This window comes from Paracoccus tibetensis (assembly GCF_900102505.1).
GTDB lineage: Bacteria > Pseudomonadota > Alphaproteobacteria > Rhodobacterales > Rhodobacteraceae > Paracoccus > Paracoccus tibetensis.
In genome coordinates this window covers 86,743-107,160 of the sequence record NZ_FMVT01000008.1, presented here as the reverse complement: position 1 = coordinate 107,160, position 20,418 = coordinate 86,743, and the positions used below count along the sequence as shown (strand labels likewise).

The following is a 20,418-nucleotide window of genomic DNA, read 5'->3' as shown; positions in this document are numbered from 1 at the left end:
CGAGAGATCAACAAGTCACGCGGTACCCGCACATGTCGGCCCCTATCGGCAAACCCACTCCTGCGGCGCTTCTGACCGCCGACGATCTGAAGCCGATGCCGGTGTCCGAGGCGTCCGAGACCGTCGGCCTGAAGCCGGAGGCACCCGTTTCTGCGCCGGCCGCTGCACCCGTCTCTGCGCCTGCCGAGAAGACCGAGGCGAAGTCGGCCAAGCCGCGGAAGAAGCAACCGACCGAGGAGGAGCTGAGTCACGGCCCGGTCCGTCCGGTGGCGGCACGGGCGCGAATGAAGCGGCGCCATTACGGGCTGATCCTCAGCTTCCTGCTGCTGGTGGTGGCTCCGGTCATCGCGAGCGGCTGGTATCTCTACAACCGTGCGGCGGATCAATACGCTTCGTTCGTCGGCTTCTCGGTCCGCAGCGAATCCGCGCCCGGCGCCTCCGAGCTGATGGGCGGGCTCGGCTCGCTGGTCGGCGCGGCGGGCAACACCACGACCGACACCGACATCCTCTACAAGTTCATCCACAGCCGCGACCTCGTCGAGCGCGTGAACGCCCGGCTCGACCTGCGCGAGATCTGGTCGAAGGCGCCGAACGATCCCGTCTTCCGCTTCCGCGGCGGCGCCGCGCTCGAGGACCTTGCCGCGGAATGGGACCGTAAGGTCACGATCCAGTACGACACGGGCATGATCGACCTACGCGTTCTGGCCTTCGACCCGGTGGACGCGCAGGACATCGCCCGCGCGATCCTGGACGAGAGCGGCATCCTGATCAACGAGCTGAACGACGTCGCCCGCGAGGACACGCTGCGCTATGCGCGTGAGGAGCTTCAGCGCGCGCAGGACCGCCTGACCGAGGCGCGCCAGCAGATGGCCGAGTTCCGCAACCGGCACCAGCTGGTCGATCCCGTGGCCGACGTGCAGGTCCAGCAGGGCGTCGTCTCCTCCCTCCAGTCGCAGCTGGCCGAGCAGCTCGTCTCGCTCGGCCTCCTGCGCGCCAATGCCCAGCCCACCGACCCCCGGATCTCCCAGACCGAGCTGAGGATCCAGGTCATCCGCGAACAGATGGAGGCCGAGCGGCGCAACTTCACCTCCGACAGCGAGCTTGCGCTCTCGGATGTCGTGGGCCAGTTCGAGGTGCTGGCCGTCGACCGCGAGTTCGCCGAGCGCAGCTACACCGCCGCGCTGGCCGGCTACGAGGCCGCGCGCGCCGAGGCGATGCGCAAGTCGCGCTACATCGCGCCCTATATCCGTCCGACCCTGGCGCAGGACGCCGAGTTCCCGGTCCGCGGCACGCTGCTGCTGATGATCTTCGGCTTCATGCTGGCCATCTGGCTGATCGGCACGATGATCTTCTACAGCCTGCGCGATCGGCGATGATCCGGCTCGAGAACCTCTGCAAAACCTTCAGCCTCAGCGGCCGCCACAAGATCGTGGCGGACAACATCACCATGACGTTCCCCTCCGGCACCTCGGTGGCGCTGCTGGGGCGCAACGGCGCGGGCAAGTCCTCGCTTCTGAAGATGATCTCGGGCGCGATGCTGCCGACCTCGGGCCGGATCCTCTCGACCGGCACGATCAGCTGGCCGGTGGGCTTCAAGGGCAGCTTCAACAACGAGCTGACGGGCGAGCAGAACTGCCGCTTCGTCGCCCGCGTCTACGGCATCGACACGGACGAGATGATCACCTTCGTCAAGCACTTCGCCGAGCTGGGCGAGCATTTCTACCTGCCGCTTCGGACCTATTCCTCGGGCATGCGCTCGCGCCTCGCCTTCGGCGTCTCGATGGCGGTGCCCTTCGACACCTATCTTGTAGACGAGGTCTCGGCGGTCGGGGATGCCTCATTCAAGGCCAAGTCGAACCGGGTCTTCGACGAGCGGCTCTCGCGTTCGGGCGCGGTCGTGGTCAGCCACTCGATGACGCTGCTGCGCCGCATCTGCAGCTGCGGCGCGGTGCTCGAGAACGGCAAGCTGACCTGGTATGACGACGTGGAAGAGGCGATCGACGTCCACATGAACAACATGCGGGGGGCGCGCACGGGCTGAGACCGCCCCGCCGCTGGACGTGGCCGCGCGCTACTGGACCTTCACCCAGGTCTGGCTCTTGCAGATGAGCCCGCCGGCGACGCAGCCCGACAGGCTCATCTGCCCGCCCTGGACGCTGGCCTTGCCGGCATAGACCCGGTCGTTCGCGGGGCGCCAGACGCGGCCGGAATAGGCCCCGCCGCCCTGCGGCGCCATGTCGATCACGATCTGCCGGGCGAGATTGGGCGACTGGTACTCGGCCCGGTCCTTGAAGGTCCGCGTGATCGTGCCGCAGAAGGCGCCGCCGCAGGGCGCGATGGTGACATGGGCGAAGCTGCCCTCGTCGGGCTGGGTCTGCCAGACGCCCTCGATTGGGTCGGCCGCCGCCGCCCCCGCAACAAGCGCGAAGCCGGCCGCCAGAATGAAACGTTTCATGAACTTCCTCCTCCTCAGGATGAGGAAGATTGGCGCCCCGGCCGCGCGCCTGGCAAGCGTGACGTGAGGTCCGGCCCTTGCCGCACCCGGCCCGCCCGTGCCAAAGGAGGCGCAACGTCACGATGGGAGCCGCGCCATGATCCTCTACCCCGCCATCGACCTCAAGGACGGCCAATGCGTGCGGCTGCTGCGCGGCGACATGGAGGCCGCGACCGTCTTCGGCAGCGACCCGGCCGCGCAGGCCCGCGCCTTCCAGGATGCCGGCGCGAAATGGCTGCACCTCGTCGATCTCAACGGCGCCTTCGCCGGCCACCCGGTCAATGCCGACGCGGTCGAGGCGATCCTTGCCGCCACCGACATCCCCGCCCAGCTCGGCGGCGGCATCCGCGACATGAAGACGATCGAGACCTGGCTCGGGAAGGGCCTCGCCCGCGTGATCCTCGGCACCATCGCGGTCGAGGACCCGGAACTCGTCCTTGAGGCCGCGCGCGCCTTTCCCGGCAAGATCGCCGTCGGCATTGACGCCCGCGCCGGCCGCGTCGCGACCCGGGGCTGGGCCACAGAGACCGAGGTCATGGCCACCGACCTCGCCCGCCAGTTCGAAGATGCCGGCGTCGCCGCCCTCATCTACACCGACATCGACCGCGACGGCGCCATGCAGGGCCCGAACATCGCCGCGACCGAGGCGCTCGCCCGCGCCGTCGCCATCCCCGTCATCGCTTCGGGCGGCGTCTCCTCGCTCGAAGACCTGAAGGCGCTGGCCGCCACGCAGGTCATCGCCGGCGCCATCTCGGGCCGCGCCCTCTATGACGGCGCGATTGACCTCAGGGCGGCGCTGGCCGCCCTCGCCTGATCCATCTTCTGTGCCCAAATATCCCGGGGGGCCGCGGAACGCGGCGGGGGCAGCGCCCCCTCTGGTCCCTCCGCCCGCGCCACGTTAGAATCAGCCCGTACCCAGCAAAGGCCGCGCGATGCTCAAGACCCGCATCATCCCCTGCCTCGACGTCGCCGACGGCCGCGTCGTCAAGGGCGTCAACTTCGTCGACCTGATCGACGCCGGCGATCCCGTCGAGGCCGCGCGCGCCTATGACGCCGCCGGCGCGGACGAGATCTGCTTTCTGGACATCCACGCCACCCACGAGAACCGCGGCACCATGTTCGACCTGGTGACCCGCACCGCCGAGCAGTGCTTCGTGCCGCTGACCGTCGGCGGGGGCGTGCGGTCCCACAAGGACGTGCGCGCCCTGCTGCTGGCAGGCGCCGACAAGGTCAGCTTCAACTCGGCGGCCGTGGCCGATCCCGATGTCGTCGCCGCCGCCGCCGACCGCTTCGGCAGCCAGTGCATCGTCGTGGCCATCGACGCCAAGACCGTCGCGGACGGCCGGTGGGAGATCTTCACCCATGGCGGCCGCAAGCCCACAGGCATCGACGCCGTCGAGTTCGCCCGGACCGTCGAGGCGAAGGGCGCCGGCGAGATCCTCCTGACCTCGATGGACCGGGACGGCACGCGGGCGGGCTTCAACCTGCCTCTCACCCGCGCCATCGCGGACGCGGTCAACGTTCCCGTCATCGCCTCTGGCGGGGTCGGCACGCTCGATCACCTGGTGGAGGGCGTCACCGAGGGCCGCGCCAGCGCCGTCCTGGCCGCCTCCATCTTCCATTTCGGCACCCACACCATCGCCGAGGCCAAGGCCCACATGGCCGCCGCCGGCATCCCGATGAGGCTGACATGACCCCGATCCAGCGCCTCGCCGCCACCATCGAGGCCCGCAGGGGCGCCGATCCGAACAGCAGCTGGACCGCGAAGCTGCTGGCGAAGGGTCCCGAGAAATGCGCCGAGAAATTCGGCGAGGAGGCCGTCGAGGCGATCATCGAGGCGGTCAGGGGCGACCACGACCGCCTCGCCTCCGAGGCTGCCGACGTGATCTTCCACCTCCTCGTGATGCTCGCGGCCCGCGGCGTCAGCCTGGCCGATGTCGAGGCCGAACTGACGCGGCGGGAGGGTCGGTCCGGCCTTGAAGAGAAGGCCGCGCGCCCCAGCCCTTGAGGCCGCGGCCGCGCCGGGCCCATTCCCTTGACGCGCAACTGGCGCTATAAGCCCAGCAACCAGATCGCCCGCGCGGGCAGAACCAGAACATGGCAGAGGACCCGATGAGCAACGAGACTACGAAAGGCCAGCATCACGAGGGCGACGTCGCCTTCATCCAGTCCCTGGCGGACCTGCTGAAGGCGAGCGATCTGAACGAGATCTCGGTCAAGCGCGAATACGGCGAACATGACCGCCTGACCGTCAGCCTGACCAAGCAGGGCAAGCAGGTCGTCTATGCCGCCCCCGCCGCGGCGCCGCACGCCCCCGCCGCCTCTGCGCAGCCCGCCGCACCCTCGGCCCCTGCCCTCGCCGCGCCCGCCGCCAGCGAGGACCCGGCCCGCCTGCCCGGCGCCGTGACCTCGCCCATGGTCGGCACCGCCTATCTTTCGGCCGAGCCGGGGGCGACGCCCTTCGTGCAGATCGGCCAGACCGTCGCCGAGGGCGACACGCTGATGATCGTCGAGGCGATGAAGACGATGAACCACATCCCCTCGCCCCGCGCCGGTACCGTCAAGCGCATCATGATCGACGACGGCACCCCGGTCGAGTTCGGCACGCCCCTGATGGTGGTCGAGTGAGCCCCATGTTCGACAAGATCCTCATCGCCAACCGGGGCGAGATCGCGCTGCGCGTGATCCGTGCCTGCCGCGAGATGGGCATCGCCTCGGTCGCGGTCCATTCCACCGCCGATGCCGACGCCATGCATGTCCGCATGGCCGACGAATCGGTCTGCATCGGTCCGCCCTCCTCGGCGCAGAGCTACCTGTCGATGCCCGCCCTCATCTCGGCCTGCGAGATCACCGGCGCGCAGGCGATCCATCCGGGCTACGGCTTTCTGTCAGAGAACGCCCAGTTCGTGCAGATGCTCGAGGATCACGACATCACCTTCATCGGCCCGCGCGCCGAGCACATCCGCATCATGGGCGACAAGATCACCGCCAAGGACACGATGAAGGCGCTCGGCGTGCCTTGCGTGCCCGGCAGCGAGGGCGGCGTCAGCGACGTGGACGAGGCCAAGCGCGTCGCGGCCGAGATCGGCTACCCGGTCATCATCAAGGCCACCGCCGGCGGCGGCGGGCGCGGCATGAAGGTGGCGCAGGACGAGACCGGCCTCGAGGTCGCCTTCAGGACCGCCCGCGCCGAGGCCAAGGCCGCCTTCGGCAACCCGGACGTCTATATCGAGAAATACCTCCAGCGCCCCCGGCATATCGAAATTCAGGTCTTCGGCGACGGCCAGGGCCGTGCGGTCCATCTGGGCGAGCGCGACTGCTCGCTGCAACGCCGCCACCAGAAGGTGCTCGAGGAGGCCCCCGGGCCCGCGATCAGCCCTGAAGAGCGTGAGCGGATCGGCCGGATCTGCGCCGACGCTGTCGCCCGCATCGGCTATGCCGGCGCCGGCACGATTGAGTTCCTTTACGAGGACGGCGAGTTCTACTTCATCGAGATGAACACCCGCCTGCAGGTGGAACACCCGGTGACCGAGGCGATCTTCGGCGTGGACCTCGTCCGCCAGCAGATCCTTGTCGCCGCCGGCCGGCCGATGGAGTTCCAGCAGGACGACCTGACGATCAACGGCCACGCGATCGAGGTGCGGATCAACGCCGAGAAGGTGCCGGGCTTCTCGCCCTGCCCCGGCAAGATCACGCAGTACCACGCGCCCGGTGGGCTGGGTGTCCGGATGGACAGCGCGCTCTATCAGGGCTATTCGATCCCGCCCTATTACGACAGCCTGATCGGCAAGCTGATCGTGCATGGCCGCGACCGCAACGAGGCGCTGGCACGCCTGTCGCGCGCCTTGGGCGAGTTGATCGTGGACGGCGTCGACACCACCGTGCCGCTGTTCCGCGCGCTGCTGGAGGAGCCGGACATCCAGACGGGCAACTACTCGATCCACTGGCTGGAGCGCTGGCTGGAACGGCATTACGGCTGAGCGCATGCTGAGCGCCGCGCAACTGCTGAACGGCTATGCGCGGGGCATCTTCCCGATGGCGGACAGTGCGGACGACCATCGCCTGTACTGGTACGACCCGCCGATGCGGGGCGTGCTGCCCATCGGCGGCATCCATGCCTCGCGCTCGCTCCTGCGCGAGCTGCGCCGGGGCGGATGGAGCGCGCATCTCGACGGGGATTTCGACGGCGTGGTGTCGGCTTGCGCGGCGCGCGAGACGACCTGGATCAACCGCCCGCTCGCGCAGCTCTACAGCCAGCTGCACCGCAGTGGCTTCGCCCATGCCATCGAGATCCGCCACGACGGACGGATGGCAGGCGGCATATTCGCGGTCGTTATCGGCGGGGCATTCTTCGGCGAGTCGATGGTCTCGCTCCGGCGCGACGCCTCGAAGCTGGCGCTGCTCTGGTGCTCGTCGCACCTGCGCCGCTGCGGCTTCACGCTGTTCGACACGCAGTTCCTGACGCCGCATCTGGCTCGGATGGGCGGGACCCAGATCCCCCGCGCCCAGTATCAGCGCCGCCTGCGCGCCGCCCTCGGCGCCCCGGCCGACATCCTGGCGGCGCCCCTGCCGGACGCGCGTCAGCTCTGGCAGGAGATGACCCAGACATCGTAGCGCGCATCGTCCAGCGCCGAGAGCGCGGGCGAGCTGGCGATCATCCAGCCGCTGAAGAGCCGTGCGTTCTGGCGCAGGTCACTGATCGTCAGCTGCGCGAAGGCGTCAGAGCTGGGATCGGCGGCGGGATAGCGGCATTCCCCGAGCCGGATCTCGAGCCGGCCATAGCGCGCGGCCTCGCCCACGGCCAAGGGGATGTCCGTGGTGCGGCCGGACACCTTGTCGAGCCCGCGCAGCAGGACGCCCTGTGCCCGCGACGTGACAATGCCCTCGGCTGCGTCCTGCGCCATCAGCGGCGTCGCGGCCAGAACGGCGCACAGCGCGGCCGCGACCGGCTTCACGGCGTGCGTCCGCCGGCGTCGCCCTGCGAGTCGACGAAGCGCATCATCAGCTGAAGCAGGCTGACCGCGCCCTGGACCTCCTCGATCTCGTCGCCGGGAGCGAGGTTGTCGGGACTGCCGCCCGGCTGGATCTGGATATAGGCGCCGCCCAGCAAGCCGTCGGACTGGATGATCGCCGCGCTGTCGGCGGGCAGAAGGACGCCCTGCGGCAGCCGCAGCACGGCATCGGCCATGTAGGTGTCAGGGTTCAGCGAGACCGCCGCGACGCGGCCGACAGGAACGCCCGCCAGGCGAATCTCGGTGCCGACGCTCACCCCGTCGACATCGGGGAAGGAGGCCGTGACCTCGTAGCCTCCGCCCGGCATCACCCGTCCCGAGGCGGCCCAAGTCAGGAACCCTAGGGCGACGGCCAGGACCACCGCGCCCGCCAGCAGCTCGGCGCGCGACTCGGCGGACTGACTTGCCGCGCCCGCCACTATTCAGGCCGCCAGGCGTCGTAATCCTGCCGCACCGGCGGCTGCGTCCGGTAGAGCGAGCCTTCCGGCACATAGGCTTCAGGCGTGCCGGTGAGATTGGGCCTGTGCGGCTGCTCCCAAGGCTTGCGCTGCATCGGCGTCTCGGTCGGCGGCTCGGCCCAAGTGTGGTGCAGCCAGCCATGCCATTCGGGGCTGATGCGGCTGGCATCCGAGACACCGCGATAGATCACCCACCGACGCGATCCGTCGGCGTTGCGATAGAAGGTGTTTCCGTCCGCGTCCTCGCCGACCTTGATGCCGTTGCGCCAGGTCCAGAACTGGGTGTTCAGCGTCTGACCGTTCCACCAGGTCAGGAAGCGCAGCAGGAAAGACATCGACAGCCACCTTTCAGATCGTCCCGGCTTGAGGATATGCCGCAGAATGGATGTGCCGTCCAGCCAGAGCAGGCGAGTTTGCGTGCCGCACATGCGCTGCGACTGCGCGGTTGAGCGGCCTGATCATCGCACGGAGGTCTTGGTGTCGCGCGGCGATCTCCGGCGTGTTATGGCCGTGCAATGTGGCACAGACGAGCCTACGCAGCAGCAGCCGACTTCGATAGGCCCACGCAACATACTGGAGCAAGTGGCGACGCCGCGGAACTTTAAGAAGATCGAGCACACCGCGAATGCCGATGTCTAGTGGATGTGGCGGATGCACTGGTTCCGTTGACATCCGCGCCAGACAAGCCGCCGCGCCTTCGACCTCGGAAAAAGGCGCGGACCTTGAAGATCCGCACCCGCTTCCTTGCATCAGCTTGCCGAGGCGCTGCCCTTCTTCACCTCTGCATGGATGAGCAGCGGCTTCACGGCCGGATTGTCCACCGCATCCTCGTTCACGACGACCTCCTGCACGCTGTCGAGGCCCGGCAGCTCGAACATCGTGTCGAGGAGGATCTCCTCCATGATCGAGCGGAGGCCACGCGCGCCGGTCTTGCGCTTGATGGCCCGCTTGGCGATGGCCGTCAGCGCATCCTCGGTGAAGGTCAGCTGCACGCCTTCCAGATCGAAGAGACGCTGATACTGCTTGACCAGCGCGTTCTTCGGCTTGGTCAGGATGATGATCAGCGCGTCCTCGTCCAGATCGGTCAGCGTCGCAATGACTGGCAGACGACCGACGAATTCCGGGATCAGACCGAACTTCAGAAGATCCTCGGGCTCGAGTTCCTTGAAGAGCTCGCCCACGCCGCGATCGTCCTTCTCCTTCACCGAGGCGCCGAAGCCGATCGCCGTGCCCTTGTTGCGCTGCGCGATGATCCGGTCCAGCCCGGCAAAGGCGCCGCCGCAGATGAAGAGGATGTTCGTCGTGTCGACCTGCAGGAACTCCTGCTGAGGGTGCTTGCGCCCGCCCTGCGGCGGCACGCTGGCAACAGTGCCCTCCATGATCTTCAGCAGCGCCTGCTGCACGCCCTCGCCCGAGACATCGCGCGTGATCGAGGGGTTGTCGGACTTGCGCGTGATCTTGTCGACCTCGTCGATATAGACGATGCCGCGCTGCGCCCGCTCCACGTTATATTCGCTGGCTTGGAGCAGCTTCAGGATGATGTTCTCGACATCCTCGCCCACATAGCCGGCCTCGGTCAGCGTCGTCGCGTCGGCCATGGTAAAGGGCACGTCGAGGATGCGCGCCAAGGTCTGCGCCAGCAGGGTCTTGCCGCAGCCGGTCGGGCCGATCAGCAGGATGTTCGACTTGGCCAGCTCGATGTCGGTCTTCGAGCCGTGGTTCAGCCGCTTGTAGTGGTTGTGCACGGCCACGGACAGCACGCGCTTGGCATGCTCCTGCCCGATCACATAGTCGTCAAGAACGCCGCAGATCTCGCGCGGGGTCGGCACGCCGTTGCCCGACTTCAGGCCCGTCGACTTCGTCTCCTCGCGGATGATGTCCATGCACAACTCGACGCATTCGTCGCAGATGAACACGGTCGGCCCTGCGATGAGCTTGCGGACCTCGTGCTGGCTCTTGCCGCAGAAGCTGCAATAGAGCGTGTTCTTGCTGTCAGTGCCGGACTGGTTCGCCATCGTCCACTTTCCTCATAACCGCAGGCACCCCTTGCCTGCGGGCGTCCGGAGCCGAAGCGGCCGGGCGCGTCTTCGATCTGGCCCGCCGCCTGACGGCGCCGGGCCTCGTTGAGTCATGTTAAGGACGCCCGTCGCCCGTCACAATCCCCACTATTCCACTCACCCCTATTTCTTCTCGGGGTCGGCCTTGCCGCGCGGGATCAGCACCTCGTCGATCAGGCCCCAGTCCTTGGCTTCCTCCGGCGACATGAAGCGGTCGCGCTCCAGCGCCTCCTCGACCTCGGCGAGCGTGCGGCCGGTGTGCTCGACATAGATCTCGTTGAGGCGTCGCTTCAGCTTTTCGGTCTCGCGGGCATGGATCAGGATGTCGGTCGCCTGGCCCTGGAACCCGCCCGAGGGCTGGTGCACCATCACGCGGCTGTTCGGCAGCGAGTGACGCAGCCCCTTTTCGCCCGCCGCCAGCAGCAGCGAGCCCATCGACGCGGCCTGCCCGACGACCAGCGTCGAGATGCGGGGCCGGATGTATTTCATCGTGTCGTAGATCGACAGGCCCGAGGTCACCACGCCGCCCGGGCTGTTGATATACATGCTGATGTCCTTCGAGGGATTCTCGGCCTCGAGGAACAGGAGCTGGGCGCAGATCAGCGTGGACATGCCGTCATGAACAGGCCCGGAGACAAAGATGATCCGCTCCTTCAGCAACCGCGAGAAGATGTCATAGGCGCGCTCGCCCCGCGAGGTCTGCTCGACCACCATCGGGACCAGGGTGTTCATGTAGAAGTCTGCCGGATCGCTCATCGTCTGTCCTTGCCGTTTCTGTCCCTGCCACCGCGATTCGTCCGGGCGCGAACCCCTGTCTTAGCCGCGAAAGGTTGACAGAGTCTTAGTAACAGGCAAGGTCCACCGCAAGGGACCGCGGCATGAAAGCCCCGGCGGAAGGCCTGCGGCGTCGCGTCGAAACGCCGGCGTCGCTTGGTCTCGCCGAGGCAGGAGAAGGCGATGAAACTACTAGTCGGCTTGGGAAACCCGGGCGCGCGCTACGCTATGAACCGGCACAACATCGGCTTTCTGGCGCTGGACCGCATCGCCGAGGACCACGGCATCGCGCCGTGGCGGTCGCGCTTCCAGGGACTGACGGCCGAGGGGCGGGTCGGGGCGCAGAAGGTCGTGCTGCTGAAGCCGCAGACCTTCATGAACCTGTCCGGCCAGAGCGTCGGAGAGGCGATGCGCTATCTCAAGCTGGAGCCGGCGGACGTCGTCGTGCTGCATGACGAACTGGATCTTCCGCCCGGGAAGCTGCGGTTGAAGCAGGGCGGCGGGCATGCGGGGCATAACGGCCTGCGCTCCATTCATCAGCATGTCGGGGCGGACTACCACCGGCTGCGCCTCGGGATCGGCCATCCGGGGCACAAGGACCGGGTCGCCGCCTATGTGCTTTCAGACTTCGCCAAAGCCGAGACGGAGATGCTGGAGGATGTTCTGCGCGGGATCAGCCGCGGCACCGAGGCGCTGCTGGCCGGCGACGGGCCGCGCTTCATGAACGCCGTGTCAGGTCAGGCTGCGCCCTCGCCGCGGACGCGGGACAAGGATGCTGCACGGCCGAGGCCTGCGCGGGATGCCGGGATGGAAGAGGGAACGGCCACGCCGCCCGTCGAGAACTCGAGCGACCAGGAGGAAGCGCCAAGCTGGGCCGACCGCCTGAAGGCGCTCGGCAAGCGCTTCAGCTGAAGGCTCAGGCGCCGACAGCCATCTGGCCCGGCTGCGGGTCGCGCAGCACGTAGCCCCTGCCCCAGACCGTCTCGATATGGCTGTCGCCGCCGAGCGCCTCGGAGAGCTTCTTGCGCAACTTGCAGATGAAGACGTCGATGATCTTCAGCTCGGGCTCGTCCATGCCGCCATAGAGATGGTTGAGGAACATCTCCTTCGTCAGCGTGGTGCCCTTGCGCAGGCTGAGCAGCTCGAGGATCTGGTACTCCTTGCCGGTCAGGTTCACCGGCTTGCCCCTGACCTCGACCGAGCGGGCGTCGAGGTTCACGACGATCTCTCCGGTCTGGATCAGGGCCTGGCTGTGGCCCTTGGAGCGGCGGATGATGGCCTGGATACGGGCCTGCAGCTCCTCGCGGTTGAACGGCTTGGTCATGTAGTCGTCCGCACCGAAGCCGAAGCCGCGCAGCTTGCTCTCGGTGTCGTCCGAGCCGGTCAGGATCAGGATCGGGGTGTCGATGCGGGCAAGCCGCAGATGACCGAGCACCTCCATCCCGTGCATGTCGGGAAGGTCCAGATCCAGAAGGATCAGGTCGTAGTCATAGAGTTTGGCGAGGTCGATCCCCTCCTCGCCCATGTCCGTCCGGAAGACGTTGTAGCTGGCGGCTGTCAGCATCAGCTCGATGGCGCGGGCGGTGCTGGGGTCATCCTCGACCAAAAGAATGCGCATAACCTGAACTGTCTCCCGATTCGTAATGTCCGTCCGGCTCACATTCGCCTGAAGTAGTTAATATGACGTTACCCGCCTCCAAATATCATGTCTTGGAGGTCGGCTGGCGATATTTCTGGACCGCGGTCGCCTTGAGGCCCCGCCGGCCGTGCCGGCTTGCGGTGGCAATCCAGCTGTCCAGTTCCTCCTCGGAGAGGCCGTAGCGGCGCATCGCTTCGTCGCGCCCGATCAGCCCGTGCTGGACGGCAAGCACCACGACCTCTTTCCGGCTGGCGACCCATCGCGCCGTCGGCGCGGGAAGATCCGCCACCGTCAGGATGCGGCCGTCCGGCAATGCGACAACGCGGGGGCCCTGACTTTTCTTCACGAACATTCCACCTGTCCCTCAGACTTCACGCAGAAATTCGCAGATCGCGATTGCCTTGCGGTTAATCGAAACCGGCTTGCGGGTTGTGATCGAGGCCTTGTTGTCTATATTTTGACGCATTCCGCCGCTTGCCCGCCCCCCGTCACGGGGCCAGGAGACCCTCATGACCGCCCTGAGCCTGCCGCGCCCGCCTTTCGGCGACGCCTCCGTCAACAGCCTCGGCTTTGCCAAGCCGCCGGCCGAGACGCGCGTGGTCGTGGCGATGTCGGGCGGCGTCGACAGTTCGGTCGTGGCCGCGCAGCTGAAGGCCGAGGGCTATGACGTCATCGGCGTGACGCTTCAGCTTTACGATCACGGCGCGGCGCTGGCCAAGAAGGGCGCCTGCTGCGCGGGGCAGGACATCCACGACGCGCGCCGTGTCGCCGAGCGGATGGGCTTTCCCCATTACGTCCTCGATTACGAGAACAAGTTCCGCGAGTCGGTCATCGACGAGTTCGCCGACGCGTATCTCGCGGGCGCGACGCCCGTCCCCTGCATTCGCTGCAACGAGCGGGTGAAGTTCCGCGACCTGCTGGAGACCGCGCGCGATCTCGATGCCGATTGCATGGCGACCGGCCACTACATCCAGCGCCGGAGGGGCGCGAAAGCCGAGCTGCACATGGCGGCCGATCCGGCGCGCGATCAGAGCTATTTCCTGTTCTCCACGACGCAGGAGCAGCTGGATTTCCTGCGCTTCCCGCTTGGCCACCTTGCCAGCAAGGCCGAGACGCGGGCGATGGCGGAAGCGTTTGGGTTGATCGTGGCGGACAAGCCGGACAGCCAAGACATCTGCTTCGTGCCGAACGGCGACTATGCCTCGGTCATCGAGAAGCTGCGGCCGGGCGCCGCCGATCCGGGCGAGATCGTGGATGAGGGCGGACGTGTCCTCGGCACGCACCGGGGGGTGATCCATTACACGATTGGCCAGCGGCGCGGCCTCGGCATCGGCGGCCTCGGCGATCCGCTTTATGTCCTGCGGCTCGAGCCCGAGACGCGGCGCGTCGTTGTCGGCCCGAAATCGGCACTGGCGACCACGACTGTCAACCTGACGGAGGTGAACTGGCTCGGCGACGGCTCCTTCGAAGGCGAGATCCAATGCGAGGTCCGCATCCGCTCGACCCGCCCGCCCCGGCCGGCGATCCTGCGCGCCCTGTCCGGGCGCCGCGCGGAGGTCGAGCTGCTGGACCCCGAGGAGGGCGTCAGCCCCGGCCAGGCCTGCGTCTTCTACGAGGCCGGCGGCACCCGCGTTCTGGGCGGCGGTTGGATCAGCCTGCGTCGGCGGCCAGCTGCCTGATCCGGCCGATCATCGCCCGTAGCCCGTTCGAGCGCTGCGCCGACAGATGCTCGTCCAGCCCAAGCCGCGCCAGCTCGGCCTGGGCGTTCACCCGCTCGACCTCGTCTACCGGCAGGCCCGCGTAGAGCGCGTGCAGGATGGCGATGAGCCCGCGCACGATCATCGCGTCGCTTTCGCCTTGGAAGTCGAAGCGGCGCGCCTCGATCCTCGGCATGATCCAGACCTGGCTCGCGCAGCCCTCGACCTTCGTCGCGGGGACCTGCAGCGCGGGGTCCAGCGGCGGCATGGCGCGGCCCAGTTCGATCACGTGGCGGTAGCGGTCCTCCCAGTCCTCGAGGAACTCGAAGGTGTCGGCGATCTCTTCGAAGGCGGGGCTGGCCATGGCGTTCTCCTGTCGGTCCGGCAGGGGTAGCCCGCGCGCCGGGGAAGGTCAAAGAGGGTTTTCGCCGCAAGCGCTTTGCCCTAACACTTGGCCGCAAAAGCCGAGGGATGCCGCCATGAAATCACTGACCCTGCCTCTGCTGATCGCGGCCCTCGCCTTGGGCGGCTGCGGGCGGCTGGCCGACAGCCGGCTGAACCCGGCCAACTGGGGCGGCGGCCGGGCCGCGCCCGCGAGCCTCGAGCCCGAGGGCGGCTATGTCGCGCGCGAGCAGCTGCCGCTGGTCCCGCAGCTTCTGGGCGCCGAGTGGCAGCCCCTGAACGAGGGACGGCTTCTGGTGGTGCGCGGCTTCGCCCCGCGCAAGGGCTACCATTCCGCGGCGCTGGTCACCACGCGGCTCCAGCCCGGCAGCCGCCTCGCCCCGGACGCGGACGGCATCCTGCGCCTGCGCTTCATCGCCGTACCCCCGGCCGAGGGCGATCCCGCCGCGCTGCCCGCCGCACCCGCGACCGACACGATCACGGTCGCCTTGCCCTTCAGCACCATCCAGCTGAACCGCCTGCGCGCCGTCGAGATCACCGGCGCCGACCGCGTGCTGACGCTGAGCCGCTGACGGTTGCACTGCCCTTTGCCGCAGGCTAAGCGGCAGGGGTCGGAGGCGTGGCAGAGTGGTTGATTGCACCGGTCTTGAAAACCGACGTGGGTGAAAGCCCACCGTGGGTTCGAATCCCACCGCCTCCGCCACGTATCAGAGAAGCTGGTGATCAGCCCAGTTTTGTGCGGATCCCGCGCGATCATGTCCCCTTGCGTCTCAGAACTGCGTCGTGAAAGATCGGTTCGGACGGATTGGCTTCGGCTCCATCACTCTTCTGAGGCTTTGAGTGCAGCACCTCGCGCTGCTGAGCTTGCGCGCGGACCTACCACATTGTGCCCATGACTTGGCCGAGCGCCTCGGGCGGGGATGCCGGTGCCGCGCCGGACGAGGCCTAGCGGTCCAGATGGCCCAGATCGCGCTCGGGCGCGATGATGTCGCGCAGGCGCTGCTTGACGTCGCGCGGGCCGGGGAAGCCGCCGTCAGTCTTGCGGTCCCAGATCACATGGCCGTCCACCGCGATCTCGTAGATGCCGCCGTTGCCGGGGACGAGCGCCACCTCGCCCAGGTCCTCGCCGAAGGTCTGCAGCAGCTCCTGCGCGATCCAGGCGGCGCGCAGCAGCCAGTTGCATCCCGTGCAGTAGCGGATCGTGATGCGGGGCCGGTCGGTCATCGGGGCAGGCTAGCGGCGCGCCGCCGCAGCCGCAAGCGGGCGGGTTGACCCCGGCAGGGGCATCGGGGACGCTCGCGCCGAACAGACCCGAAAGGACGCCCATGTTTCTTGCGATGAACCGCTTCACCGTGCCGGTCGAGAACGCCGCCGAGTTCGAGGAGATGTGGCTGGCCCGCGAAAGCCACCTGCACCAGATGCCAGGCTTCGTTGAGTTCCACATGCTGAAAGGTCCCGAGGAGGACGGCAGCCGCCTCTACGCCTCGCACACGGTCTGGGAAAGCGAGGACGCCTTCCGCGCCTGGACCACCTCCGAGCAGTTCCGCGCCTCGCATGCGCGGGCAGGCGAGACGCGGAAGCTCTATTCCGGCTCGCCGCGCTTCGAGGGCTTCAGCTCGATCCAGCGCAAGGGGCGCGAGGGCTAGAACGGAAGAGGAACTTCTGGGCTGGCTGCGGGTTTTCCTCCGCAGCCGAAGGAGGTCCAGATGGACGACACGAACCCCAAGACCCACCCGACCGACAATGCCCAGAAGGACCCCGATGCCTGGGTCAGCGGCGACGACCCGATGACCGGCGCGCAGGCGTCCTATCTCAAGACCCTCAGCGAGCAGGCGGACGATCCGGAGGCCTTCGACGAAAAGATCGACAAGGCCGAAGCCTCGCGCCGCATCGACGCGCTGAAGGAGAAGCTGGGCCAGTCCTAGGCCCGCGCCGCCCGGTCCCGCCGGGCCTTGTGCAAGAAGACCGCGGCGGCGAGCGTTGCCGCGATGATCAGACCGCCCGCCAGCGCTAGATGCCGGTGGATGCTCAGGGGGCCGAACACGGCCGCGACGGCCTGCCCCGAGGCAAACCCGATCGACACGAACATGAGCGCCCAGACCAGCGCCGCGGACGCGTTCAGCAGGACGAAGCTTCCGAGCGGGAAGCCGGTCGTGCCGATGGTCAGGGCACTGGCGGCGCGCATTCCGTAGAGGAAGCGGAAGCTGAAGACGAAGAGGTTCGGGTGCCGGTCGAAACGGGCCAGCACGCGCCGTCCGGCGGCGCTGCCCTGCAGGCGGCGGACGCGGGGGCTCTGCCGGAAGGCACGACCGATCAGGCAGCAGGCCAGGTCCACGAGGAACGAGCCTGCCGCCACGGCCAGCACCGCATCGCGGAACGCCAGCAGCCCGCGATGCGCCATGACACCTCCCAGCATTGCGACCGCCTCGCCCTCGGCCGCAGAGCCGACAAACAGCCCGGCACCGCCGTAATCTGCGATAAGGTTCTCTAGCGACATGGCGCTTCTCCTGCCTGTCTCGCACTAGACGCGGTTCGCCCTCTCCGGCCGGAGACAGATACATGATCCGTCATTCGACAGGAGCCGGTACTTCTGGGATTTTCTTAAGGGCACCTTAAGCCCCTCCCGTCGCCATGATCGGCGGCGCGATGGTCATGATGACCAGAATGCGCGCCGCGTGGACGCGCGTCCCTGTCACAAGGACATCTCTTCCAGCAGGGCGGCGTACTGGGCGCCGTGCATGTCGCGGTCGGCCGCCGAGCCCTGCACGACCGGGCGCGGCAGGCTGAACTTGATGACCCTGAGATCCGGGATGTCGAAGCGCTTCAACTGGTCCGGCGCCACCTGGTAGAGCCGGGCGACATCCTCGGTCCGCAGGGTCCGGGTCAGCCGTTCGAACACCTCGGGGCGGCCGCAGAAGACGTCGATGGTCACCCAGAACGGGCCGGCGTTCTTCGAGCGGACCTTCAGGACGAGATCGCCGATGGTCATGCCGGCACCTCCGTGCGGATCTCGCTGACCTCGATGCGGAAGGCCGACATCGGATCGTCCAGCACCATGACGTGGTTCAGCGCGAACTCGTAGAGCGCGCCGCGGTCGGTGGTCGCGGGCGAGTAGGGAAAGGCGAAGGTCGGCAGGTCTTCGTCATCCGTCAGCGGGTAGTGGAGGACGAAGGGGTTGATCAGCTTGCCGATCTCGGACGCCTCGGCCTGCGTCCGCGCGGTGATGATGCCCAGGACGCCGACCTCGACCGGGCTGCCCGTGCGGTTCTCGAGCGCACCAAGCGCCGCGTCGACGCCGATCAGGCGGAACTCCAGCATGTAGTCGGCGCGTGCCAGGCCCATGCGCGTCTCGATCTCGCGGTGCAGGAAGCCCGTCAGCCGGTCCACCCATGCCTGCGCGTTCGCCGCATAATGCGCGTCGCGGAGGATGGCGAGTATCGTGGTCTGGTAGCCGGCGATCCGCGCGCCTTCGAGCTTCACGGTGTAGCGGCCGGGCACCCAGACCGAGCCCTCGACCCGCACGCGCCGGTCATCCAGCGCCGTGTAGGTCGCGCCGGTGACGTCCAGATAGCCGCCCGGCTCGAACAGCCGGAACGGGTCCGAGTTCTCGTAGAGCATGTGGGCGCTGACCGAGTGCGGGGTGCAGCGGGCGCCGGTGGCAAGGGGCTCGACGGTGAAGCCGGTCTGGTCGAAGTCCACCAAGATCACGCCCGAGGTCGGGTTCGTGGAACACAGGGCTCCGCATTCGCCGATCTTGGCGCCGTGCCAGGCGCCGCCCGCCGCGTCGCCGCGGGACAGGGGCAGCGCCGCGATGGTCGCGGTGTCAGTGGTGCGGCCGGCGATGACGATGTCGGCGCCGGTCTCCAGTGCGGCCTGGATCTGCTCGGCCCCCGCCAGCGCGACGATGTTGGTGAGGTCCTCCAGCCGCAGCTCGGGCGATGGCGGAAGGGGCGTCACGCGATCCGCGGCGGCCGCCTCGGCCACGCGGGCGGCGGGCTGGCTGGAATAGAGGCGCGCGACGCGCAGCTCCTGCCCCAGCTCGCGCGCCAGCTCGGCGGTGATGTCGTACATCCAGTCCACGGTGCTGTCGGTGCCGCAGGTGCCGGCAGTGCCGATGACCAGCGGCACGCCCGCCTCGGCCCGCGCCAGCATGAGGGCGCGCCATTCCGACTTGGTGGCGGCGCGGGAATACTTGGACTGCCCGGCGCCAAGGCTGAAGGGCCCACTGTCGGTGGACCCCCCGTCGATGCAGATGATGTCGGGGCGGGCGGCGACGCCGCGGGCCAAGGCCTCGCGGTCGAAGCCCAGCCCCAGAACGCCCGAAGGCACCAGAACGCGTGTCGGCATGTCAGTCCTCGTTCATCACGGGCGCGGTCTGCGGCACCGGCGGCTTCTTCAGCAGGCGGCGCAGGAAGATCGGGGCTACGAAGCCCAGGATGGCCGCGATCCAGAGCCCGATCGAGATCGGCGAGCTGACCAGGTACGTCCAGTCGCCGTTCGACAGCACCATGGCGCGGCGCAGGTTGTCCTCCATCGCGTTGCCCAGCAGGATGCCAAGGATCACCGGAACCGTCGGAATGTCCAGCTTGCGCATGATGTAGCCGAGAACGCCGAAGGCCACCATCATCAGCATGTCGAAGCTGGAGCCGGTGAGCGAGTAGATCCCGACGAAGGCGATCATCGTGACGCCCGGCAGCAGCACCCAGGCCGGCACCGAGAGGATCTTCACGAAGACCTTGATCATCGGCACGTTCATCAGCAGCAGGACCACGTTCGCGATCAGAAGCGAGGCGATCAGCGACCAGACGATCTCGGGCCGCTCGGCGAAGAGCAGCGGGCCGGGGGTGATGTTCAGCGTCAGCAGCAGCGCCAGCAGGACGGCCGTGGTGCCCGATCCCGGAACCCCGAGCGTCAGCATCGGCACCAGGGCGCCACCTGCCGCGGCATTGTTGCCCGCCTCGGGGGCGGCGACGCCGCGCGGGTTGCCCTTGCCGAAGCTGGCCTTGTCCGCGCCCTTCGCGACCGATTTCTCGGCCATGTAGGCGAGGAACGAGCCGAGCGAGGCGCCCGCGCCCGGCAGCACGCCCGCCACGAAGCCGATCCCCGTGCCGCGCATCATGGCGCCAAAGGTCTGGCGCAGCATCCGCCACGGCACCAGGATCTTGCCCAGCTTGACGCCGATGGCGCTGTCCTTGCCGTGGCTCTCGATGAAGTGGAACACCTCGGCCACGGCGAACAGGCCGACGATGGCGACGAGGAAGTCGACCCCGTCCATCAGGTGCAGCTCGCCGAAGGTGAAGCGCGGGATGCCGGTGGTCTTGTCGAGGCCGATCATCGCGATGCCCAGCCCGATGGCCGCGGCCAGCGCGGCTTTGGCCTGGTTGGACGAGCCCATCCCGCCAAGCGTGCAGAAGGCCAGCAGGTACAGCGCGAAATACTCGGCCGGCCCGAAGCTGTAGGCGACGCGCGCCAGGTAGGGGGCGAAGACCATCAGGCCGATCGTGGCCATCAGCGCGCCGACGAAGGACGCGACGCCCGAGACGACCAGCGCCTCGGCCGCCTTGCCCTGCCGGGCCATGGGATAGCCGTCCAGCGTGGTCATCATCGCCGGCTCGTCGCCCGGAATGTTCAGCAGGATCGAGCTGATGCGCCCGCCATACATGGCGCCGTAATAGACCGAGGTCAGCAGCACCAGCGCCGAGATGGCGTCGAGCCCCATCGAGAACGAGATCGGGATCAGCAGCGCGACGCCGTTCGACGGGCCGAGGCCCGGCAGGGCGCCGATGATGGTGCCGACGAAGCAGCCGATGATCGCGAGGATCAGCGTATAGGGTGTCACGGCGATGGAGAAGCCCATCGCCAGGTTGGAGATCATGTCCATGATG

27 protein-coding genes, 1 tRNA gene and 1 pseudogene are annotated in these 20,418 nt (G+C 68.0%); 14 read left to right on the top strand and 15 right to left on the bottom strand.

Annotation, left to right across the window (positions count from 1 at the left end; all coding sequences use genetic code 11):
* Positions 1-32 precede the first annotated feature (32 nt).
* Both BLP73_RS12490 and BLP73_RS12485 read left to right on the top strand, forming a co-directional pair.
* A complete protein-coding gene (locus tag BLP73_RS12490) occupies positions 33-1,376 on the top strand; it encodes a KpsE/RkpR family capsule polysaccharide export protein (protein WP_245686659.1) in 1,344 nt (447 codons plus the stop codon).
* Positions 1,373-2,041 (top strand): ABC transporter ATP-binding protein, encoded by a 669-nt coding sequence (locus BLP73_RS12485; RefSeq protein WP_090744978.1) that lies wholly within the window; start codon positions 1,373-1,375, stop codon positions 2,039-2,041. Before BLP73_RS12490 ends, BLP73_RS12485 begins: the two co-directional genes overlap by 4 nt.
* Positions 2,042-2,071: 30 nt before the next feature.
* On the opposite strand, the gene BLP73_RS12480 is transcribed toward BLP73_RS12485, so the two are convergent.
* Positions 2,072-2,455, bottom strand: a complete 384-nt coding sequence (locus BLP73_RS12480) for a DUF2147 domain-containing protein (protein ID WP_090744975.1) — start codon at positions 2,453-2,455, stop codon at positions 2,072-2,074.
* Positions 2,456-2,591: 136 nt separating this feature from the next.
* Between BLP73_RS12480 and hisA the strand changes: the two genes are divergently transcribed.
* From hisA to aat, 6 genes are all read left to right on the top strand, one after another.
* Positions 2,592-3,308 carry a 1-(5-phosphoribosyl)-5-[(5-phosphoribosylamino)methylideneamino]imidazole-4-carboxamide isomerase gene (gene hisA / locus BLP73_RS12475; RefSeq protein WP_090744970.1) on the top strand — a complete coding sequence of 239 codons (717 nt, stop codon included), beginning with the start codon at positions 2,592-2,594 and terminating at the stop codon, positions 3,306-3,308.
* 118 nt (positions 3,309-3,426) lie between these two features.
* Entirely contained in the window at positions 3,427-4,188 is a 762-nt protein-coding gene (gene hisF, locus BLP73_RS12470) for an imidazole glycerol phosphate synthase subunit HisF (RefSeq protein WP_090744967.1), read from the top strand.
* A complete protein-coding gene (locus BLP73_RS12465; RefSeq protein ID WP_090744964.1) occupies positions 4,185-4,502 on the top strand; it encodes a phosphoribosyl-ATP diphosphatase in 318 nt (105 codons plus the stop codon). Before hisF ends, BLP73_RS12465 begins: the two co-directional genes overlap by 4 nt.
* 104 nt (positions 4,503-4,606) lie before the next feature.
* Entirely contained in the window at positions 4,607-5,122 is a 516-nt protein-coding gene (gene accB / locus BLP73_RS12460) for an acetyl-CoA carboxylase biotin carboxyl carrier protein (RefSeq protein ID WP_090744960.1), read from the top strand.
* A 5-nt stretch (positions 5,123-5,127) separates the two neighbouring features.
* A complete protein-coding gene (accC, locus tag BLP73_RS12455) occupies positions 5,128-6,474 on the top strand; it encodes an acetyl-CoA carboxylase biotin carboxylase subunit (RefSeq protein ID WP_090744957.1) in 1,347 nt (448 codons plus the stop codon).
* Positions 6,475-6,478: 4 nt separating this feature from the next.
* Complete coding sequence (gene aat, locus BLP73_RS12450; protein WP_090744953.1) at positions 6,479-7,108, top strand: leucyl/phenylalanyl-tRNA--protein transferase; 630 nt, start codon at positions 6,479-6,481, stop codon at positions 7,106-7,108.
* On the opposite strand, the gene BLP73_RS12445 is transcribed toward aat, so the two are convergent.
* The 5 genes from BLP73_RS12445 to BLP73_RS12420 form a co-directional block, all read right to left on the bottom strand.
* Positions 7,075-7,449 (bottom strand): DUF2155 domain-containing protein, encoded by a 375-nt coding sequence (locus BLP73_RS12445; RefSeq protein WP_245686658.1) that lies wholly within the window; start codon positions 7,447-7,449, stop codon positions 7,075-7,077. The two genes, aat and BLP73_RS12445, sit on opposite strands and share 34 nt — an antisense overlap.
* The gene (gene mlaD, locus BLP73_RS12440; RefSeq protein ID WP_245686657.1) at positions 7,446-7,925 is read right to left on the bottom strand and encodes an outer membrane lipid asymmetry maintenance protein MlaD; all 480 of its coding nucleotides are present in this window, start codon (positions 7,923-7,925) and stop codon (positions 7,446-7,448) included. The genes BLP73_RS12445 and mlaD overlap by 4 nt, the downstream gene beginning before the upstream one ends.
* Positions 7,925-8,299: an NADH:ubiquinone oxidoreductase subunit NDUFA12 gene (locus BLP73_RS12435; RefSeq protein ID WP_090744949.1), complete on the bottom strand. Its 375-nt coding sequence runs from the start codon at positions 8,297-8,299 to the stop codon at positions 7,925-7,927. The genes mlaD and BLP73_RS12435 overlap by 1 nt, the downstream gene beginning before the upstream one ends.
* 414 nt (positions 8,300-8,713) lie before the next feature.
* Positions 8,714-9,979: an ATP-dependent Clp protease ATP-binding subunit ClpX gene (gene clpX / locus BLP73_RS12425; protein WP_090744943.1), complete on the bottom strand. Its 1,266-nt coding sequence runs from the start codon at positions 9,977-9,979 to the stop codon at positions 8,714-8,716.
* 165 nt (positions 9,980-10,144) lie between these two features.
* Positions 10,145-10,777 carry an ATP-dependent Clp protease proteolytic subunit gene (locus BLP73_RS12420; RefSeq protein WP_090744939.1) on the bottom strand — a complete coding sequence of 211 codons (633 nt, stop codon included), beginning with the start codon at positions 10,775-10,777 and terminating at the stop codon, positions 10,145-10,147.
* A 201-nt stretch (positions 10,778-10,978) separates the two neighbouring features.
* Between BLP73_RS12420 and pth the strand changes: the two genes are divergently transcribed.
* Positions 10,979-11,707, top strand: a complete 729-nt coding sequence (gene pth / locus BLP73_RS12415) for an aminoacyl-tRNA hydrolase (RefSeq protein WP_090744936.1) — start codon at positions 10,979-10,981, stop codon at positions 11,705-11,707.
* Between the two features lie 4 nt (positions 11,708-11,711).
* Here the strand turns inward: pth and ctrA are convergent, their stop codons facing one another.
* Together ctrA and sciP are read right to left on the bottom strand one after the other, a co-directional pair.
* The gene (gene ctrA / locus BLP73_RS12410; protein WP_090744932.1) at positions 11,712-12,413 is read right to left on the bottom strand and encodes a response regulator transcription factor CtrA; all 702 of its coding nucleotides are present in this window, start codon (positions 12,411-12,413) and stop codon (positions 11,712-11,714) included.
* An 85-nt stretch (positions 12,414-12,498) separates the two neighbouring features.
* Complete coding sequence (sciP, locus tag BLP73_RS12405) at positions 12,499-12,786, bottom strand: CtrA inhibitor SciP (protein ID WP_090744929.1); 288 nt, start codon at positions 12,784-12,786, stop codon at positions 12,499-12,501.
* Between the two features lie 157 nt (positions 12,787-12,943).
* Between sciP and mnmA the strand changes: the two genes are divergently transcribed.
* Entirely contained in the window at positions 12,944-14,113 is a 1,170-nt protein-coding gene (gene mnmA / locus BLP73_RS12400; RefSeq protein WP_090744926.1) for a tRNA 2-thiouridine(34) synthase MnmA, read from the top strand.
* On the opposite strand, the gene BLP73_RS12395 is transcribed toward mnmA, so the two are convergent.
* A complete protein-coding gene (locus BLP73_RS12395) occupies positions 14,085-14,495 on the bottom strand; it encodes a SufE family protein (protein WP_090744923.1) in 411 nt (136 codons plus the stop codon). The genes mnmA and BLP73_RS12395 overlap by 29 nt on opposite strands.
* 115 nt (positions 14,496-14,610) lie before the next feature.
* Between BLP73_RS12395 and BLP73_RS12390 the strand changes: the two genes are divergently transcribed.
* A complete protein-coding gene (locus tag BLP73_RS12390; RefSeq protein WP_090744920.1) occupies positions 14,611-15,105 on the top strand; it encodes a hypothetical protein in 495 nt (164 codons plus the stop codon).
* A 41-nt stretch (positions 15,106-15,146) separates the two neighbouring features.
* Positions 15,147-15,236: transfer RNA gene (locus BLP73_RS12385), tRNA-Ser, on the top strand.
* A gap of 242 nt (positions 15,237-15,478) precedes the next feature.
* On the opposite strand, the gene BLP73_RS12380 is transcribed toward BLP73_RS12385, so the two are convergent.
* Positions 15,479-15,757 carry an Rdx family protein gene (locus tag BLP73_RS12380; RefSeq protein ID WP_090744917.1) on the bottom strand — a complete coding sequence of 93 codons (279 nt, stop codon included), beginning with the start codon at positions 15,755-15,757 and terminating at the stop codon, positions 15,479-15,481.
* A gap of 101 nt (positions 15,758-15,858) precedes the next feature.
* Between BLP73_RS12380 and hmuQ the strand changes: the two genes are divergently transcribed.
* Entirely contained in the window at positions 15,859-16,179 is a 321-nt protein-coding gene (hmuQ, locus tag BLP73_RS12375) for a heme-degrading protein HmuQ (protein ID WP_090744913.1), read from the top strand.
* Positions 16,180-16,239: 60 nt separating this feature from the next.
* Positions 16,240-16,458: a DUF3072 domain-containing protein gene (locus BLP73_RS12370; RefSeq protein ID WP_090744910.1), complete on the top strand. Its 219-nt coding sequence runs from the start codon at positions 16,240-16,242 to the stop codon at positions 16,456-16,458.
* On the opposite strand, the gene BLP73_RS12365 is transcribed toward BLP73_RS12370, so the two are convergent.
* The 5 genes and pseudogenes from BLP73_RS12365 to BLP73_RS12350 all read right to left on the bottom strand — a co-directional run bounded on the left by BLP73_RS12365 (position 16,455) and on the right by BLP73_RS12350 (position 20,414).
* Entirely contained in the window at positions 16,455-17,030 is a 576-nt protein-coding gene (locus BLP73_RS12365) for a DedA family protein (protein WP_090744907.1), read from the bottom strand. The two genes, BLP73_RS12370 and BLP73_RS12365, sit on opposite strands and share 4 nt — an antisense overlap.
* A gap of 27 nt (positions 17,031-17,057) precedes the next feature.
* Positions 17,058-17,171 (bottom strand): annotated as a pseudogene (locus BLP73_RS20000) (IS3 family transposase); the annotation flags it as partial.
* Positions 17,172-17,225: 54 nt separating this feature from the next.
* Complete coding sequence (locus tag BLP73_RS12360) at positions 17,226-17,522, bottom strand: DUF4387 family protein (RefSeq protein WP_090744904.1); 297 nt, start codon at positions 17,520-17,522, stop codon at positions 17,226-17,228.
* Positions 17,519-18,880 (bottom strand): acyclic terpene utilization AtuA family protein, encoded by a 1,362-nt coding sequence (locus BLP73_RS12355; RefSeq protein WP_090744901.1) that lies wholly within the window; start codon positions 18,878-18,880, stop codon positions 17,519-17,521. The genes BLP73_RS12360 and BLP73_RS12355 overlap by 4 nt, the downstream gene beginning before the upstream one ends.
* A 1-nt stretch (position 18,881) precedes the next feature.
* The gene (locus tag BLP73_RS12350) at positions 18,882-20,414 is read right to left on the bottom strand and encodes a tripartite tricarboxylate transporter permease (protein WP_090744898.1); all 1,533 of its coding nucleotides are present in this window, start codon (positions 20,412-20,414) and stop codon (positions 18,882-18,884) included.
* Between the last annotated feature and the right edge of the window lie 4 nt (positions 20,415-20,418).

What these genes read in the sequence shown, in the direction of transcription:
- BLP73_RS12490 (WP_245686659.1), top strand. Translation starts at nt 33, where the DNA reads ATGTCGGCCCCTATCGGCAAACCCACTCCTGCGGCGCTTCTGACCGCC.
- BLP73_RS12485 (WP_090744978.1), top strand. Translation starts at nt 1,373, where the DNA reads ATGATCCGGCTCGAGAACCTCTGCAAAACCTTCAGCCTCAGCGGCCGC.
- BLP73_RS12480 (WP_090744975.1), bottom strand. Translation starts at nt 2,455, where the DNA reads ATGAAACGTTTCATTCTGGCGGCCGGCTTCGCGCTTGTTGCGGGGGCG.
- hisA (WP_090744970.1), top strand. Translation starts at nt 2,592, where the DNA reads ATGATCCTCTACCCCGCCATCGACCTCAAGGACGGCCAATGCGTGCGG.
- hisF (WP_090744967.1), top strand. Translation starts at nt 3,427, where the DNA reads ATGCTCAAGACCCGCATCATCCCCTGCCTCGACGTCGCCGACGGCCGC.
- BLP73_RS12465 (WP_090744964.1), top strand. Translation starts at nt 4,185, where the DNA reads ATGACCCCGATCCAGCGCCTCGCCGCCACCATCGAGGCCCGCAGGGGC.
- accB (WP_090744960.1), top strand. Translation starts at nt 4,607, where the DNA reads ATGAGCAACGAGACTACGAAAGGCCAGCATCACGAGGGCGACGTCGCC.
- accC (WP_090744957.1), top strand. Translation starts at nt 5,128, where the DNA reads ATGTTCGACAAGATCCTCATCGCCAACCGGGGCGAGATCGCGCTGCGC.
- aat (WP_090744953.1), top strand. Translation starts at nt 6,479, where the DNA reads ATGCTGAGCGCCGCGCAACTGCTGAACGGCTATGCGCGGGGCATCTTC.
- BLP73_RS12435 (WP_090744949.1), bottom strand. Translation starts at nt 8,299, where the DNA reads ATGTCTTTCCTGCTGCGCTTCCTGACCTGGTGGAACGGTCAGACGCTG.
- clpX (WP_090744943.1), bottom strand. Translation starts at nt 9,979, where the DNA reads ATGGCGAACCAGTCCGGCACTGACAGCAAGAACACGCTCTATTGCAGC.
- BLP73_RS12420 (WP_090744939.1), bottom strand. Translation starts at nt 10,777, where the DNA reads ATGAGCGATCCGGCAGACTTCTACATGAACACCCTGGTCCCGATGGTG.
- pth (WP_090744936.1), top strand. Translation starts at nt 10,979, where the DNA reads ATGAAACTACTAGTCGGCTTGGGAAACCCGGGCGCGCGCTACGCTATG.
- ctrA (WP_090744932.1), bottom strand. Translation starts at nt 12,413, where the DNA reads ATGCGCATTCTTTTGGTCGAGGATGACCCCAGCACCGCCCGCGCCATC.
- sciP (WP_090744929.1), bottom strand. Translation starts at nt 12,786, where the DNA reads ATGTTCGTGAAGAAAAGTCAGGGCCCCCGCGTTGTCGCATTGCCGGAC.
- mnmA (WP_090744926.1), top strand. Translation starts at nt 12,944, where the DNA reads ATGACCGCCCTGAGCCTGCCGCGCCCGCCTTTCGGCGACGCCTCCGTC.
- BLP73_RS12395 (WP_090744923.1), bottom strand. Translation starts at nt 14,495, where the DNA reads ATGGCCAGCCCCGCCTTCGAAGAGATCGCCGACACCTTCGAGTTCCTC.
- BLP73_RS12390 (WP_090744920.1), top strand. Translation starts at nt 14,611, where the DNA reads ATGAAATCACTGACCCTGCCTCTGCTGATCGCGGCCCTCGCCTTGGGC.
- BLP73_RS12380 (WP_090744917.1), bottom strand. Translation starts at nt 15,757, where the DNA reads ATGACCGACCGGCCCCGCATCACGATCCGCTACTGCACGGGATGCAAC.
- hmuQ (WP_090744913.1), top strand. Translation starts at nt 15,859, where the DNA reads ATGTTTCTTGCGATGAACCGCTTCACCGTGCCGGTCGAGAACGCCGCC.
- BLP73_RS12370 (WP_090744910.1), top strand. Translation starts at nt 16,240, where the DNA reads ATGGACGACACGAACCCCAAGACCCACCCGACCGACAATGCCCAGAAG.
- BLP73_RS12365 (WP_090744907.1), bottom strand. Translation starts at nt 17,030, where the DNA reads ATGTCGCTAGAGAACCTTATCGCAGATTACGGCGGTGCCGGGCTGTTT.
- BLP73_RS12360 (WP_090744904.1), bottom strand. Translation starts at nt 17,522, where the DNA reads ATGACCATCGGCGATCTCGTCCTGAAGGTCCGCTCGAAGAACGCCGGC.
- BLP73_RS12355 (WP_090744901.1), bottom strand. Translation starts at nt 18,880, where the DNA reads ATGCCGACACGCGTTCTGGTGCCTTCGGGCGTTCTGGGGCTGGGCTTC.
- BLP73_RS12350 (WP_090744898.1), bottom strand. Translation starts at nt 20,414, where the DNA reads ATGGACATGATCTCCAACCTGGCGATGGGCTTCTCCATCGCCGTGACA.